The following is a 16,849-nucleotide window of genomic DNA, read 5'->3' as shown; positions in this document are numbered from 1 at the left end:
AGGTCAGCCCCCCGCGGCCGCGGCTCCGCCGGGGCGCACGGTCAGCGCGAGCGGGGCCGACGGCAGCGGGGCCGGCAGCCTGAGCGGGGTGCGGCCCGGCGTGACGGAGCCGAGGACACGGGGGCCGGACGCCCCCGTGCACCCGGGTACCGTGCCGGGGGCTCCGTGCAGCGTGAGGTAGCCCAGTACGGCGAAGGCGTAGGCCTCCTTGGCGGCGGCCGGCAGGCCCAGGGCGTCGGAGGTCAGCAGCGGCACGCCGGGGCCGAGTTCCCGGCCCAGCGCGGCCATCAGGGCGGGGTTGCGGGTGCCGCCGCCGGAGGCGATGACCTCGGTGACGCCCAGCGGCCGGAGCGCCGCGGCGACGGTACGGGCGGTCAGGGCGGTGAGGGTGGCCAGGACGTCGGGCACCGGCAGGGGTTCGACCTTGGCGAGGGCGGCGTCCAGGTAGCCGGAGTGGAACAGTTCCCGGCCGGTCGTCTTGGGCGCGGGCAGTGCGTAGTAGGGCTCGGCCAGCAGGTGGTCGAGCAGGGGCTGGTGGACGGTTCCGCGTGCGGCGAGCCGGCCGTCGGTGTCGCGGTCGAGGCGGCCCCCGGTGAGCCGGCGGGCGGCGGCGTCGAGGAGGGCGTTCCCCGGGCCGGTGTCGAAGGCCGCCGGCGCGCCGTTCGGCCCGTTCCCGCCGTTCGGCCCCTTCCCGCCGTTCGAGCCGTTCCCGGCGGCCGGCACGGTGGCGTTGGCGATGCCGCCGAGGTTGAGCGCCGCCGGTACGCCCGCGCGCCCCCGCAGCAGCATGGTGTCGATCAGGGCGACCAGGGGTGCGCCCTGCCCGCCGGCGGCGATGTCGCGGGTGCGGAAGCCGGACACCACGGGCAGGCCGGTTTCCTCCGCGATCCAGGCGGGCTCGCCGATCTGCAGGGTGCCGTGGACGCGGCCGGAGTCGGCCCAGTGGAAGACGGTCTGGCCGTGTGAGGCGACCAGCTCGCCGCGCCCGCCGCAGAGTTCGCGGTCGGCGCGCGCGGCGAGGCGGGCGAAGGTCCGGCCGATGAGGGTGTCGAGCCGGCACACCTCGGCGAGCGTGGTGCGGCCGGGCGGGAGTGCGGCGGCCAGGGCCCGGGCCAGATCCTCGTCGTACGGCTCGCCGACCATGCCGAGCGGGGTGAGGTGCAGGGCGGTGCCCTCGTGGCCGATGCGGGCGGCGGCGGCGTCGACGGCGTCGCAGGAGGTTCCGGACATCAGGCCGATGACGTTCATCGCAGGGGCCTCGTGTGGTCGTCGGGGCGCAGGGTCAGCAGGGCGGGTACGGCGAACGCGCAGGCCGTGGCCGCGTAGAGGGCGGGGACGTCGGGGTTGCCGGTGTGGCGGACCAGGGCGGTGACGATCAGCCCGGCGCAGCCGGAGAAGACGGCGTTGGACAGGGCGTAGGCGAGGCCGAGGCCGGTGCTGCGGACGTAGCGGGGGAAGGACTCGGCGAGCATGGCGGGGCCGGGTCCGGCGAGCAGGCCGATGGTCGCACCTGCCGCGAGGAGCAGGGCGGCCTTCGCCGCGGGCGGGACGGACGGGTCGCGGAGCAGGTGCAGGAACGGCAGGGAGAGCAGGACGACGAGGACGCAGCCGGCCAGCATGACGGGGCGGCGGCCGGTCCGGTCGCTGAGCGCGCCCGCGGGCAGGACGGCGGCGGCGAACCCCAGGTTGGCCAGGAAGGTCGCGGTGAGGGCGTGCTGGAAGGAGGCGCCCAGGGTGAGCTGGAGGTAGGAGGGCAGGACGACGAGGAAGGTGTAACCGGCGGCGGACCAGCCCATGATCCGGCCCACGGCGAGGACCACGGACCGGCAGGCGGAACGGCTGCCGGACCCCGCCGCGGAACGGCTGCCCGACCCCGCCGCGGAACGGCTGCCGGACCCCGCCGCGGACCCGGCCGCGGCCGCCTCCGGCCCGGACGTACGGGGACCCGGGCCGGGCGGCGGGGACTCCGGGAGTCGCAGCCTCAGCCACAGCGCGACGGCGCCCAGCGGCAGCGCGGACAGGAAGGGGATCCGCCAGCCCCAGGCGTGGAGGGCCGGTTCGGTGAGCAGGGCGGCGAGGCCCGCGGCGGCCCCGGCCCCGGCGAGCAGGCCCAGGGCGACGGTGAAGGACTGCCAGGCGCCGTGCGCGCCCCGGCGGCCCGGGGGCGCGGTCTCGGTCATGAGGCTGACGGCGCTGCCGAACTCGCCCCCGGCGGACAGGCCCTGAAGCGCGCGCAGGAGCGTGAGGAGCCACGGGGCGGCGGCGCCCGCGGTGGCGTGGTCGGGCAGCATGCCGATGGCGGCGGTCGCGCCGGTCATCAGGCAGACGGCGAGGACGAGTGCGGGCCGGCGGCCGGCCCGGTCCGCGAGCCGGCCGAAGAGCAGTGCGCCCAGCGGCCGGCAGAAGAAGGCGACGGCGAAGGTGGCGTAGGTGGCGACGAGGGCCTGGGCCCGGTCGGTGCCGGGGGCCTGGAAGCGGTCGGCGATGACGGTGGCGAAGGCGCCGTAGACGCCGAACTCGTACCACTCCGCGAAGTTGCCGACCGAGGCGGCGAGCAGCGCGGACCGGGCCGGCCGTACCGGCGTCGCCGTACCGGGTGGCGGGGGCAGGGCGGGGCCGCCGTCGGGCGGGCGGGCGGCTGGGCGGGACACACCGACTGGCTGCCCGGGCGGGCCCGGCGCGATGCGCGGCCCGGCCGCCCTTCAGCGGATCGGACGCACCCCACGGGGGGTGCGTCCCGGCCGCGGTCGTCTCAGGCCGGTTCCGCCGGCAGCGGGGAACGACTGACCCGGATCTTCGACTGGCCGTGCGGGCGCTGCTCCCAGTCCTCCATGAACCGGGCGTGCAGTCCGTGCTCGCGGGCGAGGGCGAGGAGCGTCTCGGTGCGGTAGTAGAAGTCCTCGCCGAGCACCTGGTGCTCGGCGCCCTCGGTGCGGTCGAAGGTGAAGTCGAAGAAGCCGGTCTCGGTCAGCACGCGGCCGACGTGCGCGAGGCACTCCTCGATCACCGGCAGCGGGGAGTGGGAGAAGACGCTGTGCGCGTGCACCACGTCGAAGTGGTCGGCGGGCAGGAAGTCCAGGGTGAGGTCCTCGGTGATGGTGAGGTGCGGCTTCTTGTCCTGCAGGGAGCGCTCGGTGAGCGTCTTCTTGGCCTCGATCAGTATGTCCGGGGAGATGTCGATGCCGTAGTAGCCGCCGGCGTCCAGGTGGTCGATGAAGCGCCATCCGCCGCGCAGGTTGCCGCAGCCGATGTCGAGCATCCGGTGCCCGGGGCGCAGGCCGTGTTCCACGAGGTAGTCGAACTGCATCCGGCCGAGTGCCAGCCACCGGTCGTGGGTCTGGCTGCCGACGGCGGCCTCCGGGTTGCGGCGGGTGTCCGAGGCCATGACGGCGCGGTAGTAGGCGACGTGGTCGGGGTGACGGTGGCGCAGCCAGGCGTCGCGGGTGGCGCGGCGGAGGTAGGGGGCGACGCGGCCGGGGTTGCGCAGCGCGTAGCCGATCTTGTGGGTGACCGTGGAGCGGTTGCTGTTCAGCTTCTGCGGGGACTTGGCGTCTTTGGGCATGCCGAAGCGACCTCCTTGCTCGAGGGGCAGATTACGGAAGGGGAGGCGGTGGCGCGCGTCGGCGGTGGTGGGCGCCGGCGCGTGGGCTCAGACCCGGCGGCGCAGCAGCAGGGCCGTGGCGGCGGTCAGGGCGAGGGCGAGGGCGCCGAGGAGGGCGGTGTCGACCCACTGGAAGGTCCAGTAGTCGCTCGCGGGGTTGGCTTCGTAGAAACGGGCGACGTAGCCGTGGTGGTCCATGCACTGCCGCAGTTCGGTGCCGGAGGGGAAGGGGCAGCTCGCGGCGGACTCGCGGCCGCCGGAGGCGGTGATCATGCCGTAGTGGCCGGTCGACCACTTGTCGCCCATCGGGGGCTTGGGCTGTGCTCCGGGGCTGGTGTAGCTGAGCGGGGGTACCAGCAGGCGGGCCTTGTGAGCCCATTCGAGTGCCAGCGTCACCACCGCGGTGGCCAGCAGGGTGAGGGCCATCCCGGAGAGGACCCGGCGTACCAGGAGGCCGGTGAACGTGCCCGCGGCCAGGCCGAAGAGGGCGCCGGCGACCGTGCGCGGACCCGAGCCGCTCAACACCACGGTGTCGTACCAGAAGATGCCGTAGCTGCGGTCGGCGGCCGGGCGCCACCACCAGGTGAACAGCAGGGCGAGCAGGCCCGAGAGCACGAGCGTGCCGGCGGCGGCCAGGGCGAACCGCCCGGCGAACCACTGGGCGCGGCTGATGCCCTGGGCCAGGACCATGCGGGAGGTGCCCAGTTCGCGGTCGCGGCCGAGCAGGGGCGCGCCCCAGAACATGCCGATCAGCACGGGCAGGGCGACGTTGACGACGCCGAGGACATGGAGCGGCAGGACCTCCAGCTGCAGGGGGAGGAAGCCGTCCTGCGGGGTGCAGTACAGCGGGCCCGGTTCACAGTGGTCGAACATGCCTCCGGTGATGCTGCGCACCATCCCGGCGCGGGAGGTCGCGGCGACCGCCGCGGTCACGGCGACCAGGAGCAGGGCGGCGGCGAGGAGTGCTCGCTGCTGGCGCCAGGCCAGCCACAGGGAGCCCCTCATGCCGCCACCTCCGCCGCTCCGGCGCCGCCGTCGGCCCCGGGCGCGGCCGTGGCCCTGAGGTGGCCGAGCAGGACGTCCTCGAGGCTGGGCCGGCGGACGTGCCAGTCGCCGTCGACCGGGCTGCGGTGCCGTACCAGGGCGGTGATCTGGCGGCCGTTCGTACGGCTGTGGACCACGGTGTGCCCGGTCAGGGCGGCGGCGCCGTCGCGGTGGCCCATGAGCAGGGAGTGGCTGGTGCGCAGTTCGTCGGCGTCCTCGCAGAGTTCGACCCGGCCCGAGCGGAGCAGGACCACCCAGTCGCAGGTCTGCTCCAGCTCGGGCAGGACGTGCGAGGACAGGACGATGGTGACCGGGCGCTCGGCGGCCTCGGCCATCAGCGTGGCCATGATCTGCTCGCGGGCCAGCGGGTCGAGGTCGGCCAGCGGCTCGTCGAGGAGCAGCAGGTCGGGGCGTTTGCCGAGGGCCAGGGCGAGGGCCACCCGGGTGCGGCGGCCCGGCGACAGCTCCCCCACGCGGGCGGTGAGCGGCACTCCGCCTTCGCCGACGATCCGCTCGGCGGTCCGCTGCTCCCACGTGCGGTTCAGCCGGGCGCCCAGGCGGAGGGTGTCCGCCACGGTCAGGCGCGGGTAGAGCGGCTTGTCCTGGGTGAGCAGCGCGACCCGGTCGCGGGCCTCGGGCGTGCCCGGTACGGCGCCGAGCACCCGCAGCTCGCCGGTCCCGGGGCGGAGCAGCCCGGCCGCGAGGTGCAGCAGGGTGCTCTTGCCGGCGCCGTTGTGGCCGACGAGGGCCGCTATGCGGCCGGTGGGTACGGTCATCCCGCAGTCCCGCAGTGCCCAGTCGCCCCGCGCGCGGAACCGGAATCCGAGTCCCGTGGCGCGCAGTGCGTCCGGCGCGGTGGGCCCGGTCATGCGTCCTCCTGTGTCGTGTGTTCCCGGTCTCCCGGGGGTGTTTCCTGTTCGTCGAGGGCCGCGGTGACCAGGGCGAGGATGTCCGCCCTCTCCAGTCCCGCCGCCCGCGCCCGTGCCGTCCACCCGGCGATGTCCGCGCGCAGCGCGGAGGTGTCCTCCGCGCCGGAGCGCGCGAGGGAGCGCCGTACGAAGGTGCCGAGTCCCCGGCGTCCTTCCACGAGCCCCGCGCGTTCCAGCTCGCGGTACGCCTTGAGCACGGTGTTGGGGTTGATTGCGGTGGCCTCGACGACCTCCCTGGCCGTCGGCAGCTTGTCGCCGACCTGCAACGTGCCCATGCGCAGCGCCAGTTCGGTCTGCTGCACGATCTGCACGTAGGCGGCGACCCCGCTCGTCCGGTCGATCCGGTACTCGACCACGTCCACCTTCCATGCTTTCACTAGTCAAGTAGTGAAAGCATGGATCTTGTACCCCTCCCCTGTCAAACGACCCCCTCCCGGGCCGCCGGGAGGGGATTGTCAGTGGCGTGGGTCACAGTTGAGAACAGTGGCGGCGTCCAGTCCTGCGGAACCGGAGTGAGCTCATGACGTATGCGATCCAGGCCGAGGGCCTGGCCAAGCGGTTCAAGGAGACCCACGCGCTGGCGGGCGTGGACCTCCAGGTCCCGGCGGGGACCGTGCTCGGGTTGCTCGGGCCGAACGGCGCGGGGAAGACGACCGCGGTGCGGATCTTCGCGACCCTGCTGCGGCCCGACGGCGGGCGGGCCGAGGTCGGCGGGTTCGACGTGGTGCGCGAGGCGGGCCGGGTCCGCTCGCTGATCGGCCTCACCGGCCAGTACGCCGCCGTGGACGAGAACCTGACCGGCACCGAGAACCTCCTGATGATCGGGCGGCTGCTCGGCATGCCGCGCGCGGAGGCCAGGGCCCGGGCGGCCGAACTCCTGGAGCGGTTCCAGCTGACGGACGCCGCCGGCCGGGCCGCCAAGACGTACTCGGGCGGCATGCGCAGGCGCCTGGACCTGGCCGCCAGCCTGGTGGGACGGCCGCGGATCCTGTTCCTGGACGAGCCCACCACCGGACTCGACCCGTACAGCCGCGGCGAGGTCTGGGAGATGGTGCGCGGCCTGGTCGCCGAAGGGATGACCGCGCTGCTGACCACCCAGTACCTGGACGAGGCGGACCGGCTGGCCGACGACATCGTGGTGATCGACAAGGGCCGGGTGATCGCCGACGGCACCCCCGACGCGCTGAAGGCCCAGGTCGGCGGGCAGGTGCTGGAGCTGCGGCCGCTGCGCGCCGCCGACCTCGCCGCGGCCCACAAGGTGATCGCCGAGGAGGCCGGTCCGCTGGTCAAGATCGAGGGCGAGGGCGTCACCGCACCGGTCAACGACCCCGCGCTGATGCCCAACGTGGTGCGCCGGCTGGACCAGGCGGGCATCGCGGTGGGCGAGCTGACCCTGCGCCGCTCCTCGCTGGACGAGGTGTTCATGGCGCTCACCGGGCACCACGCCGAGCCGGCGCCGGCCGCGCCGGAGGCCGGCGGGGACGACGGGGACGCCGAGGACTCCGAGCACGCCGGGGCCACCGGGGACGGCGGGGACGGCGGGGGCGAGGACGCCGACGGGGCCTACGAGAAGGCGGGGAGGCCGTCATGACCACCGCGACGCTCACCGACACCCTGGGCGGCCGCGGCCGCGTGCGCCCCGCGGCGGCACTGCGGCAGACCGCGACCATGGCCTGGCGCAGCCTGGTCTCCGTCAAGCACAACCCGATGGAACTGGTCGACTACAGCATCACGCCGATCATGTTCGTGTTCCTGTTCACGTACGTGTTCGGCGGGCAGATGGCGGGCTCGCCGCAGGAGTACCTGCAGTACGCGCTGGCGGGCATCATCGTGCAGAACACCCTCTTCATGAGCGTGTACACGGCGATGTCGCTGAACAGCGACCTCACCAAGGGGGTCTTCGACCGGCTGCGCAGCCTGCCCATCGCCCGCTCGGCGCCGCTGTTCGGCCGCATCACGGCCGACCTGGCCAAGCAGTTGTGGGCCATGCTGCTGATGATCGGGCTCGGCACCGTGCTCGGCTTCCGGATCACCGGCAGCCTCGCGGGCTTCCTCGGCGCGACACTGCTCCTGCTGGTGTTCGCCGCGGCCGTGTCGTGGACGGCGGTACTCACCGGGATGCTCGCCGGGGACGCCGAGAAGGTGCAGGTCTTCGCCTTCACCTTCATCTTCCCGCTCACCTTCACCAGCAGCGCGTTCGCCCGGGTGGACACCATGCCCGGCTGGCTCCAGGCCTGGGTGGAGATCAACCCGGTCACCCACCTGTCGGACGCGTTCCGCGGCCTGCTGCTCGGGACGCCCGTGGAGGACTCGGTGATGTGGTCCCTGATCTGGGCGGCGGGCATCGCGGCGGTCTTCATGCCGCTCGCGATGCGCGCCTACCGGTCCCGGGACCAGTGAACCCGGCGGCCGGGGTCAGGGGGTCGGGGCCTCGCCCACGGGACGGATGACGACCGGCCGCTCGGGGGAGCCCTCCGGAGCCGGGCACTGGGTGATCCTGGCCGCGATCTCCGTCACCCGGTCGAGCCCGGAGCACTCCAGCAGCCAGTAGCCGGCCGGCTGGACGTCGTCCTCGGCGTACGGCCGGTCGGTGACCACCGCGCTGCGGCCCGGGGAGCCGGTGACGAAGCGGGCCTCGGCGGGGGCGGTGAAGCCCTGCCCGTCGAGCAGCTCTCCGGAGTCGGCGAGCTCGGCGTTCAGCTCGTTCATGAACGCGAGCATCGCCCTGATGTCCTCGGGGCTCCACCGCGGGGACCCCGAACCCGCGCTCCCGGACATCGCGTCGTAGTCGGCCTGGCTCGCCTGCACCGTCACGAAGTACTTCATCGCCCCAGCCCACACCACGCCGGCCGGGCGGGGCGGGCGGCGGCCCGGCCCGCCCGCGCGAATTCCCCCGTGCGGCGGCCGGTGGGAGGCCGGAAAACCGGTTGATTCCCGGAGCACCTTCACCAACGATCGTCCGTTGTGCGCAAGACCCGAACCCGACTGGCCTCGGTCCTCCGCCGCTGGCCGTCGGTGCGATGGGCGCGGTGGAGCTGGTTCCGCTGGTGGTGTTCGGACTGTACGGCGGGGCCCTCGCCGACGCCGTGGACCGGCGACGGATGATCATGTGGACCGAGCTGGGGCTGGGCCTGCTCGCCCTGGTGCTGCTGGTGAACGCGCTGCTGCCGGAGCCGCTGCTGTGGCCGCTCTACGTGGTGGCGGCCGGGGTGTCGGCGCTGACCGGCCTCCAGCGGCCCGCCCTGGACTCGCTGACCGCCCGCATCGTGCCGCACGACCAGCTCACCGCCGCGGCCGCCCTGAGCGCGCTGCGCCACCAGATCGGCGCGATCGCCGGACCTTCGCTGGCCGGCCTGGTGGTGGCCTACGCGGGCCACGCCCCCGCGTACGGGGTCACCGTGGCCGGCTTCGCCGTCTCCGTGCTGCTGTGCACGCGGCTGAGCCCGGCACCGCCGGCCCGGGACGCCGACCGACCCTCCCTGCGCGGGATCGCGGAGGGCGCGCGCTACGCGTGGAGCCGGCCCGTCCTGCTGGGCACCTACGCGGTGGACCTGGCCGCGATGTTCTTCGCCTTCCCGAACGCAGTCTTCCCCTTCCTCGCGGACGAGCTCGACGCCCCGTGGGCGCTCGGCCTGATGTACGCGGCCGGTTCGGTCGGTTCGCTGGTGCTCGGCCTGACCAGCGGCTGGACGTCCAGGGTCCGGCGGCACGGGCTGCTGGTGCTGGGTGGGGCGACCGCGTGGGGGGTGTCGATCGCCGCCGCCGGCTGGTTCTCGGACGTCCGGCTGGTGCTGCTGTGCCTGGCGCTGGCCGGGGCCGGCGACATGCTGAGCGGCCTGGGCCGTTCCACGATCTGGAACCAGACCATCCCGGACGGGCTGCGGGGCCGGCTGGCCGGCATCGAGGTGCTCTCGTACAGCGTGGGTCCGCAGCTGGGTCAGGTCAGGGCCGGCTGGGCGGCGGGCTGGACCGGCACCCGCACGGCGGTCTGGAGCGGCGGTGTGGCGTGCGTGGCCTCAGTGGCGGTGCTGGCGGCCCTGCTGCCCGCCCTGGCGGCGTACGACTCCCGGACCGATCCGGACGCCCGCCGCCGGCGCGCCGAGCGGGCGGGCGACCCCGATCCGGACACCGCACCCGCGACCGCCTGAGCACCCGGCCTCCGCTCAGCCCCCGCTGGCGGAGAAGTGCTGGTAGTCGGGGTTGCTCCAGCGGCCGCCCCAGTACCAGCCGACGCGGCGGAAGGCGGTGACCACCACCCCGCCGTCCTCGATCATCCCGGGCCGGGCGCTGTCCCTGCGCAGGAACTCCCGGCCCGCGGGCGGGTGCACCACCCCGTGCCGGTCCACGTACGGGTTCTCGACCGGGTTGATGTCGACGGCGTCCCCCCAGGCGTGCCGGGACAGCCGGCGGCCGTCGCCGGTCACCGGCCGGCAGTTGAACGCCGAGGTGTTGTCGTCGGCCATGGCCTTGAGGTCGTCGCCGCCGTACTCGGCCATCACCCGCATACGGCGGATGGGGAAGCGGCTGTCGAAGGCACGGCCGAAGACCTGGAGCAGCGGTTCGACGGCGTCCCGGTGCGCTATCAGCTCGCCGCGGTGCACCTTGCCGTCGAACCCCCAGTGGTTCATGCGTATCAGCCGCAGGGACGCGGCGCCGACCGGGCAGCCCGGTCCCGTGCTCCCGCCCAGCTTCGCCCCGGGGACCGCGGTGACCTCCGCGGCGAGCACCGGGGCGGCGATGACCGCGGCCCGCGGCTCCGCCGGCTGCGCCCGGCAGGAGAGCGTGCTCGTGCAGAGGAGGGCCATCGCGGCCAGGGAGGCGGACGTGGGTCGCACGGTTTCACGCTACTGGCGGTGTGTCGCGCGGACGCGGTGATGTAGGCCGCCCGGGGGACGTCAGGCCAGCGGTGGGAAGTCCAGGAAGAGGGCGGGGTCGCCGGAGCCCTTGGCGTGCGGGCCGTCCGCTCCGTCGCCGCCGTCCGGCGGGGCCAGGGCCTGCTCGGCCCAGATGACCTTGCCGGAGGGCGTGTAGCGGGTGCCCCAGTGCTCGCTGAGCTGGGCCACCAGGAACAGGCCGCGGCCGCCCTCGTCGGTGGTGGCGGCGTACCGCAGGTGCGGGGCGGTACTGCTGCCGTCCCACACCTCGCAGGTCAGGGCGTGGTCGTGCAGCAGCCGTACCCGCACGGGGGCGGTGCCGTGCCGGATGGCGTTGGTGATCAGCTCGCTGAGGATGAGCTCCGTGGTGAAGGCGAGCTCCGCCAGGCCCCACTCGTCGAGCTTGCGGGACGCGGCGTTCCGCAGCGCGGCGACCTCGCTGGGGTGGAACGGTACGTCCCATTCGGCGACCCGGTCGGGGCCCAGCGCGAGGGTGCGGGCGACCAGCAGGGCCACGTCGTCGGTGGGCCGGGCCGGGAGCATGGCGTCGAGCACGACCCGGCAGCTCTCGCGGGGGTCCCGGCCGGGGTGGCTGAGCGCGGAACGGAGCATCTCCAGGCCCTCGCCGATGTCCCGGGTGCGCTGCTCGACCAGCCCGTCGGTGTAGAGGACGAGCAGGCTGCCCTCGGCGAGCTGCAGCTCGGCGGTCTCGAACGGCATGCCGCCCAGGCCCAGCGGGGGTCCGGCCGGCAGTTCGACGATCTCGGTGGTGCCGTCGGGGGCGACGACGAGGGGCGGCATGTGCCCGGCGCGGGCCAGGGTGCAGGCCCGGGACACCGGGTCGTAGACGGCGTACAGGCAGGTCGCGCCCAGCACACCGGAGCCGGTGTCGGCCCCGTCGTCGTCGTGGTCGATGCGCTGTACGAGGTCGTCGAGGCGGGCGAGGATCTCGTCGGGCGGCAGGTCGAGGGAGGTGAAGTTGTGCACCGCGGTGCGCAGCCGGCCCATGGTGGCGGCGGCGTGCAGGCCGTGGCCGACGACGTCGCCGACGACCAGGGCCACCCTGCTGCCCGGCAGCGGGATCACGTCGAACCAGTCCCCGCCGACGCCGGACTGGGCGGGCAGGTAGGAGTGGGCCGCGTCCACGGCGCTCTGCTCGGGGAGTGCCCGCGGGAGCAGACTGCGCTGGAGGGTGACGGCGAGGTTGTGCTCGCGGGTGTAGCGGCGGGCGTTGTCCATGGCGACGGCGGCGCGGGCGACCAGTTCCTCGGCCAGCGAGAGGTCCTCCTCGTCGAAGGGTTCCGGTTTGCGGGACCGCCAGAAGTTGACGATGCCGAGGACCACTCCCCTGGCCTTGAGCGGGGCCGCGATCAGCGAGTGGATGCCGTACTCGACGATCGCCCGGGTGCGTTCCGGGTCCTGGGCCTGCCAGCCGGGGGCGTCGGCCAGGTCGGGCACGAGTTCCGCCTCGCCGGTGCCGAAGCCGCGTGCCTGGGGGGTGGAGGGCAGGAAGTCGATCAGCCGGCCGAGGGGGTAGAGGGGGTGGTCGGTGCGGATGCCGCTGACCGCGGTGCGGCGCATGTCGTCGCCCGGGCCTGGTTCGTCGCCGTCGAGCACCTGCTCGGCCAGGTCGACGGTGACGAAGTCGGCGAAGCGGGGGACGGCGACGTCGGCGAGTTCCTGCGCGGTACGGACGACGTCGAGGCTGGTGCCGATGTCGACGCCCGCGTCGTAGAGCAGCTTCAGGCGCCGGCGGGCCGCCTCGGCGCGGCCGGTCAGGATGCGCATGTCGGTGGAGTCGCGGATGGTGACGGCGCTGCCCTCCGGCCGGCCGCGGGGGTGGGTGGGCCGCTGGTTGACCACGAGGAGCCGGTCCGGGGTCTCGACGACCTCGTCGGTGGCGACCCGGCCGGACAGCAGCAGGTCGGCCATCCGGCTGTCCAGGCCGGGGACGTCGCCGATGTGGCGTCCCTCGGCGCCCTCGGGGAGGTCGAGGAGCCGTTTCGCCTCGTCGTTGGCGAGCAGCAGCCGCCGGTCGCCGTCGGTGATCAGCACGCCTTCGCGGACGGCGTGGAGCACCGCGTCGTGGTGCTCGTACATGCGGGCCATCTCCTGGGGGCCCAGGCCGTGGGTCTGGCGGCGCAGGCGCCGGCTGATCAGCGCGGTGCCGGCCGTGGTGAGGGCCAGGCCGGTGGCGGTGGCCAGGAGGATGAGGGGCAGCTGGCGGTCGACGATGCCGGTGACGTTCTGCACGGTCATGCCCGCGGAGACCAGGCCGACGACGCGGCCGTCGGGGCCGGTGACGGGCACCACGGCCTGGATCTCCTGGCCGAGGGGGCCCTCGACGCTCTCGGTGTGGACGCGCCCGGCGAGGGAGGGCTCGATCGTTCCGACGAAGCGTTTTCCGATGCGGTCCGGCTGCGGGTGGGTGTAGCGGATGCCCTTGGTGTCCATGACCACGATGAAGTCCACCCCGGCGGCCTTGCGCGTGGTCTCGGCGAGGGGTTGCAGCGCACCGGAGGGATCGGGTCGCGCCAGTGCGGTCTGCAGTCCGGGCGCGCGGGCGAAGGTCTCCGCGACGGCGACCGACCGGTTGCGGGCCTCGCGTTCGCTGTCGTGGCGGGACTGCAGCACCAGGGCGAGCAGGGCGCCGGCGGCGAGCAGGACCACGATCGCCACCTGGAGGACGAACACCTGGCCGGCGACGCTTCGGATGCCCTTGGTTAGGGGTGACGACCGCACCGACATGCCCGGCACGGGTGGCGAGGAAGGGTCACGATCTCAGTATTAGCACTTCCGGGCCGCGGTGGCCGCCGCGCGGTGCGCCGAGCGGGCCGGTGGTTACCGGGTGTCACCCACTCGGGGGGACGGGGGCCGCGTCGGCGGCCGCCGGGTTCCCGGGGGTGCCGGGGGTCTGAGGGGTGCAGGTGACCTCGTCGCGCGGCGTGTAGTGGGTCTTGAACTCCTCGCGCTTCACCTCCTGGCCGCCCTTGACGAAGACGCGGCCGACGGTCACGTCGAAGCCTTCGAGCGGGGTCTGGACCTCGCACTTCGGGCCGCTGCCCGTCCGCTTGGCGGGCTGCGTGACGTTGGTCCGCGGTCCCTTGGTGGCGCGTATCTCGTCGTACTTGCGGGTGCCGAGGAGGGTGATCGTCAGCGAGGTGTCGCTGGACTCGGCCTTGACGTAGAGGGCGTTGCCGGAGTCGTTGAGCCAGCGCAGGTCGAGGCTGCCCCAGGCGACGGTGGCCTCGCGGCCCTCGGGGTAGCGCTCGATGTAGAACGAGTGGGCGCCGTACTCGACGGGCTTGACGCCGGCGAAGAAGGCGGCGTTGTACATGGTGGTGGCGACGGCGGAGACCCCGCCGCCGGGCGACTTCACGTACTGCCCGTCGTTGATCATGATGCCGTCGACGAAGCCGTTCTCCGGGGTCCGCTCGCCGACCGTCCGGTTGAAGCTCCACTCCTTGCCGGGCAGCACCAGGGAGCCGTTGATGAGCTCGACGGCGCGGCCGATGTTGGTGGTGCGGTACGGGGCGGCCGGGAACTCGACGGTGAAGGAGGAGACCTTCTCCTTGATCCCGAGGGAGGCGAGCTCGGTGTCGGCGACCCGCGGCTGGACCGTTTCGGTGGCGACCTCGCCGCTGCGGTCGGTGCCCGAGCGGGTCAGCAGGGGCATGACGGCGCGGCCGAGCGCGGCCTGGGTGACCTGCGTGCCGGGCCGGCTGGGGCGCTCGACGACGACGTCGCCGGCGGCGTCGGTGCCGAGCACCGCGTCGCGCGGGGTGTCGGTGGCGCGGGCCACGGGGCCGGCCACGGCGGGGTCGGCGAGCAGGCCGGCGGAGTCCAGGGCGGGGACCAGGCGGCCCTTCGCGTCGGCGTTCATCTTCAGGTGCGCGCCGAGGACGGAGGGGGCGATGGAGACGGGGTTCCCGGCGACGGTGAGGGTGACGGGCCCGGACATGGCCGGCTCGGCGAACTCGCGGAGGGCCCGTGCGGTCTCGCCGGCTCCCACGCGGGGCTCGGTGCGGTGGACGGGCATGACCACGGGACCGGTGTCCGGGCGGAGGTAGGCGTCGCGGACGGTGTCGAGGACGCGGTCGGTGACGAGGGTGACGCCGGGCTGTGCGGTGACGGCCTCCGGCTCGCCGCCGGCGAAGGTGACGGAGCCGTCGCGGACCTGCTGGGCGGTGCGCTCGCGCAGCTGTTCGGCGCCGGTGCGGGCGGTCCGTTCGTCCGTGCGGACCACCGGTTCGAGGTCCTGGTCACCGGAGGCGAAGAGCCTGCCGATGACGGTGACCGGGCCGTACCCGGTGCGTGCGGCGCGGTCGACGGTGGCGCCGGCGTCGAGGGAGAGGCCGAGCGCGGCGGGGTCGGCGTTCTCGACGCGGTCGCCGATCTTCAGGGGGACGGGTGCCGCGGCCCGGGGGCCGAGCTCGCGGGTGAGGACCCGCTCCGCCTCGGCGCGGCTCGTCCCGCCGATGTCGACGCCGCGGACCCGGGTGCCCGCGGCGACGTCGTCGCCCGTCACGAGCCCGGCCACGTAGAGGCCGCCCAGTCCGAGGACCAGGGCTCCGCCCGCCGTCGGCAGGGCTATCCGCCAGTTGCCCTTCCAGTTGCCCTTCCAGTTGCCCTTCCGGCTGCCCGCAGGTCGCACGTCTCTCCTTGCCTGGCGCCGACCGGTCGACGGGGGCGCGGGCCGCGGAGGGCGGCCGTTGACGACAGTTCCGGTCCCATGATGGCTCCAAAACGGACTATACGGGTGAGAAGTAATTGTTTTCACAGCGGCCGGAAGGGCGGGCGGGGGCGGGACAGGAGGTCAGGCCGTCCAGATCAGAGCGGTCATGGCGACGGCCCCGGCGGCGTCCACCACCCCGCACCACTCCGACCAGGCCCGGGGGACGACCTTCCCGGACCGGTGGTGGGCCAGGTCCCAGCCCGCGTGGGCCAGCCAGCCCGCGGCCACCAGGGCCAGGCCTGCGGTCCCTCCGGCCGCGAGGGCGCAGAGCGCGAGGCCCGTGAAGCCGAGGAGGCCACCGGTCTGCACGAGCAGGGCGCGCCGGTCCCGGAGCTCGCCGCGCAGGACCCCGAAGGCCAGGTAGCACAGGGGCATGACCACGAGCAGGCCGGCCAGGAAGCCCAGCGGCGGGACCCCGTCGGCGAAGGTGACGACGGCCAGGGCGAGGGCCAGCAGGGTGGGCAGGCGGCGGGCGGCGGCCGCGAGGACGCGGCGCGGCGTCCCGGCGGGCGGTGGGCGGTGGGTTCCGGTGGTCATGGTGCCTCCCCGTCTCGGCGGTGTGGTGGGTGTCCGGCTCCACTGTCCGGGGCGGTCGCGGCCACCGGGCGGGTACGGGCGGCCGGATGTCCGCGGCCTTGGGGTACGCGTCCTTCCGGCATAGGGTCGCGGCATGGCGGAGCGGCTGATGGCGGTGGTCGGTTACGAGGCGGCCGAGTTGCTGGACATCGCGTGCGTGACGACGACGCTGGCCATGGCGAACGGCATCGGCCGGCCGGCGGTGCCGTACCGGGTGGCCCTGGTCTCCCCGGGCGGGGGGCCGGTCGTCTGCGGCACCGGCCTGGCCCTGGGGGGGCAGGAGTCCCTGGAGCGGTTCACCGGCCCCCTCGACACGCTGATCGTGTCGGGCGGGACCGGCTTCGAGCGGGCGGCGGAGGACACGCGGCTCGTGGGGCACGTGCGGCGGCTGGCGCGGGAGAGCCGGCGGGTGGCCTCGGTGTGCACCGGGGCCGGGGTGCTCGCCGCGGCCGGGCTGCTGGACGGCCGGCGGGCCACCACGCACTGGCGGTTCGCGGACCGGCTGGCCGCCCGTCACCCGCGGGTCGAGGTGGACGCCTCCCCCATCTACGTCCGGGACGGGCACGTGTACACGGCGGCGGGGATCACCAGCGCGCTGGACCTGACCCTCGCCCTCGTCGAGGAGGACCACGGGCCCGAACTGGCCCGCCAGGTGTCCCGGGATCTGGTGACGTACCTCCAACGGCCCGGTAACCAGGCCCAGATGAGCCTGTTCACTGCGGCGCCGCCGCCGCGCGACGGTCTGGTCCGCGAACTGGTCGGCCACATCTCGGCCCACCCGGACCACGACCTGGGCACCGCCGCCCTCGCGGCCCGCGCCGGAGTGACGCCGCGTCACCTCACCCGGTTGTTCACGGAGCAGCTCGGGATGGCGCCGGGCCGGTACGTCCGCCGGGCCCGCACCGAGGCGGCGGCGCAGCTGCTGGTCTCGACCGCGCTGCCGGTGGCCGGCGTGGCCGCGCGCTGCGGGTTCGGCAGCGCCGAGAGCCTGCGGCTGGCCTTCACCGAGCGGTTCGGGGTGGCCCCGTCCCACTACCGCGCGACGCAGCGCCGCCCGTAGTGCGGGCCGCCGCCGGACGTCACCCCGCCG

At 74.5% G+C, this 16,849-nt stretch carries 14 protein-coding genes and 1 pseudogene; 4 read left to right on the top strand and 11 right to left on the bottom strand.

Translation table 11 applies throughout. From position 1 onward, the window contains the following. Positions 1 to 3: 3 nt before the first annotated feature. The 6 genes from ACFY61_RS27285 to ACFY61_RS27260 all read right to left on the bottom strand — a co-directional run bounded on the left by ACFY61_RS27285 (position 4) and on the right by ACFY61_RS27260 (position 5,930). Positions 4 to 1,248 (bottom strand): anhydro-N-acetylmuramic acid kinase, encoded by a 1,245-nt coding sequence (locus ACFY61_RS27285; RefSeq protein ID WP_389476106.1) that lies wholly within the window; start codon positions 1,246 to 1,248, stop codon positions 4 to 6. After that, entirely contained in the window at positions 1,245 to 2,651 is a 1,407-nt protein-coding gene (locus ACFY61_RS27280) for an MFS transporter (RefSeq protein ID WP_389476105.1), read from the bottom strand. Before ACFY61_RS27280 ends, ACFY61_RS27285 begins: the two co-directional genes overlap by 4 nt. Positions 2,652 to 2,752: 101 nt before the next feature. Beyond that, complete coding sequence (locus ACFY61_RS27275) at positions 2,753 to 3,562, bottom strand: class I SAM-dependent methyltransferase (protein WP_389476103.1); 810 nt, start codon at positions 3,560 to 3,562, stop codon at positions 2,753 to 2,755. Positions 3,563 to 3,649: 87 nt separating this feature from the next. Next, entirely contained in the window at positions 3,650 to 4,606 is a 957-nt protein-coding gene (locus ACFY61_RS27270) for a transporter (RefSeq protein ID WP_389476101.1), read from the bottom strand. Then, positions 4,603 to 5,514 (bottom strand): ATP-binding cassette domain-containing protein, encoded by a 912-nt coding sequence (locus ACFY61_RS27265; protein WP_389476099.1) that lies wholly within the window; start codon positions 5,512 to 5,514, stop codon positions 4,603 to 4,605. The genes ACFY61_RS27270 and ACFY61_RS27265 overlap by 4 nt, the downstream gene beginning before the upstream one ends. After that, entirely contained in the window at positions 5,511 to 5,930 is a 420-nt protein-coding gene (locus ACFY61_RS27260; protein WP_389476319.1) for a GntR family transcriptional regulator, read from the bottom strand. Before ACFY61_RS27260 ends, ACFY61_RS27265 begins: the two co-directional genes overlap by 4 nt. 164 nt (positions 5,931 to 6,094) lie before the next feature. Between ACFY61_RS27260 and ACFY61_RS27255 the strand changes: the two genes are divergently transcribed. After that, positions 6,095 to 7,165 (top strand): ATP-binding cassette domain-containing protein, encoded by a 1,071-nt coding sequence (locus ACFY61_RS27255; protein ID WP_389476097.1) that lies wholly within the window; start codon positions 6,095 to 6,097, stop codon positions 7,163 to 7,165. Further along, complete coding sequence (locus ACFY61_RS27250) at positions 7,162 to 7,974, top strand: ABC transporter permease (RefSeq protein WP_389476095.1); 813 nt, start codon at positions 7,162 to 7,164, stop codon at positions 7,972 to 7,974. The genes ACFY61_RS27255 and ACFY61_RS27250 overlap by 4 nt, the downstream gene beginning before the upstream one ends. A gap of 15 nt (positions 7,975 to 7,989) precedes the next feature. Here ACFY61_RS27250 and ACFY61_RS27245 read toward each other — a convergent pair whose 3' ends face one another. Then, positions 7,990 to 8,400, bottom strand: coding sequence for a YciI family protein (locus tag ACFY61_RS27245; protein WP_389476093.1), 411 nt, complete (start codon positions 8,398 to 8,400; stop codon positions 7,990 to 7,992). A gap of 176 nt (positions 8,401 to 8,576) precedes the next feature. On the opposite strand from ACFY61_RS27245, the pseudogene ACFY61_RS27240 reads away from it, so the two are divergent. Continuing rightward, positions 8,577 to 9,722 (top strand): annotated as a pseudogene (locus ACFY61_RS27240) (MFS transporter); the annotation flags it as partial. Positions 9,723 to 9,737: 15 nt separating this feature from the next. On the opposite strand, the gene ACFY61_RS27235 reads toward ACFY61_RS27240, so the two are convergent. From ACFY61_RS27235 to ACFY61_RS27220, 4 genes are all read right to left on the bottom strand, one after another. Then, positions 9,738 to 10,409, bottom strand: a complete 672-nt coding sequence (locus ACFY61_RS27235) for a M15 family metallopeptidase (protein ID WP_389476091.1) — start codon at positions 10,407 to 10,409, stop codon at positions 9,738 to 9,740. Between the two features lie 60 nt (positions 10,410 to 10,469). After that, positions 10,470 to 13,196 carry a SpoIIE family protein phosphatase gene (locus ACFY61_RS27230; protein WP_389476090.1) on the bottom strand — a complete coding sequence of 909 codons (2,727 nt, stop codon included), beginning with the start codon at positions 13,194 to 13,196 and terminating at the stop codon, positions 10,470 to 10,472. 103 nt (positions 13,197 to 13,299) lie between these two features. Continuing rightward, on the bottom strand, positions 13,300 to 15,102 hold the full coding sequence (locus ACFY61_RS27225) for a VanW family protein (RefSeq protein ID WP_389476088.1): 1,803 nt from the start codon (positions 15,100 to 15,102) through the stop codon (positions 13,300 to 13,302). A 162-nt stretch (positions 15,103 to 15,264) separates the two neighbouring features. Next, positions 15,265 to 15,720 (bottom strand): hypothetical protein, encoded by a 456-nt coding sequence (locus ACFY61_RS27220; protein WP_389476086.1) that lies wholly within the window; start codon positions 15,718 to 15,720, stop codon positions 15,265 to 15,267. 133 nt (positions 15,721 to 15,853) lie between these two features. Here ACFY61_RS27220 and ACFY61_RS27215 point away from each other — a divergent pair, with 133 nt between their 5' ends. Next, positions 15,854 to 16,819 carry a GlxA family transcriptional regulator gene (locus ACFY61_RS27215; protein WP_389476084.1) on the top strand — a complete coding sequence of 322 codons (966 nt, stop codon included), beginning with the start codon at positions 15,854 to 15,856 and terminating at the stop codon, positions 16,817 to 16,819. Positions 16,820 to 16,849 lie beyond the last annotated feature (30 nt).

Source organism: Streptomyces sp. NPDC012888, from assembly GCF_042900645.1.
In the GTDB taxonomy this organism is placed as follows: domain Bacteria; phylum Actinomycetota; class Actinomycetes; order Streptomycetales; family Streptomycetaceae; genus Streptomyces.
Note: the sequence above shows the minus strand (reverse complement) of the source record. Positions and strands in the feature narration are given on the sequence as shown.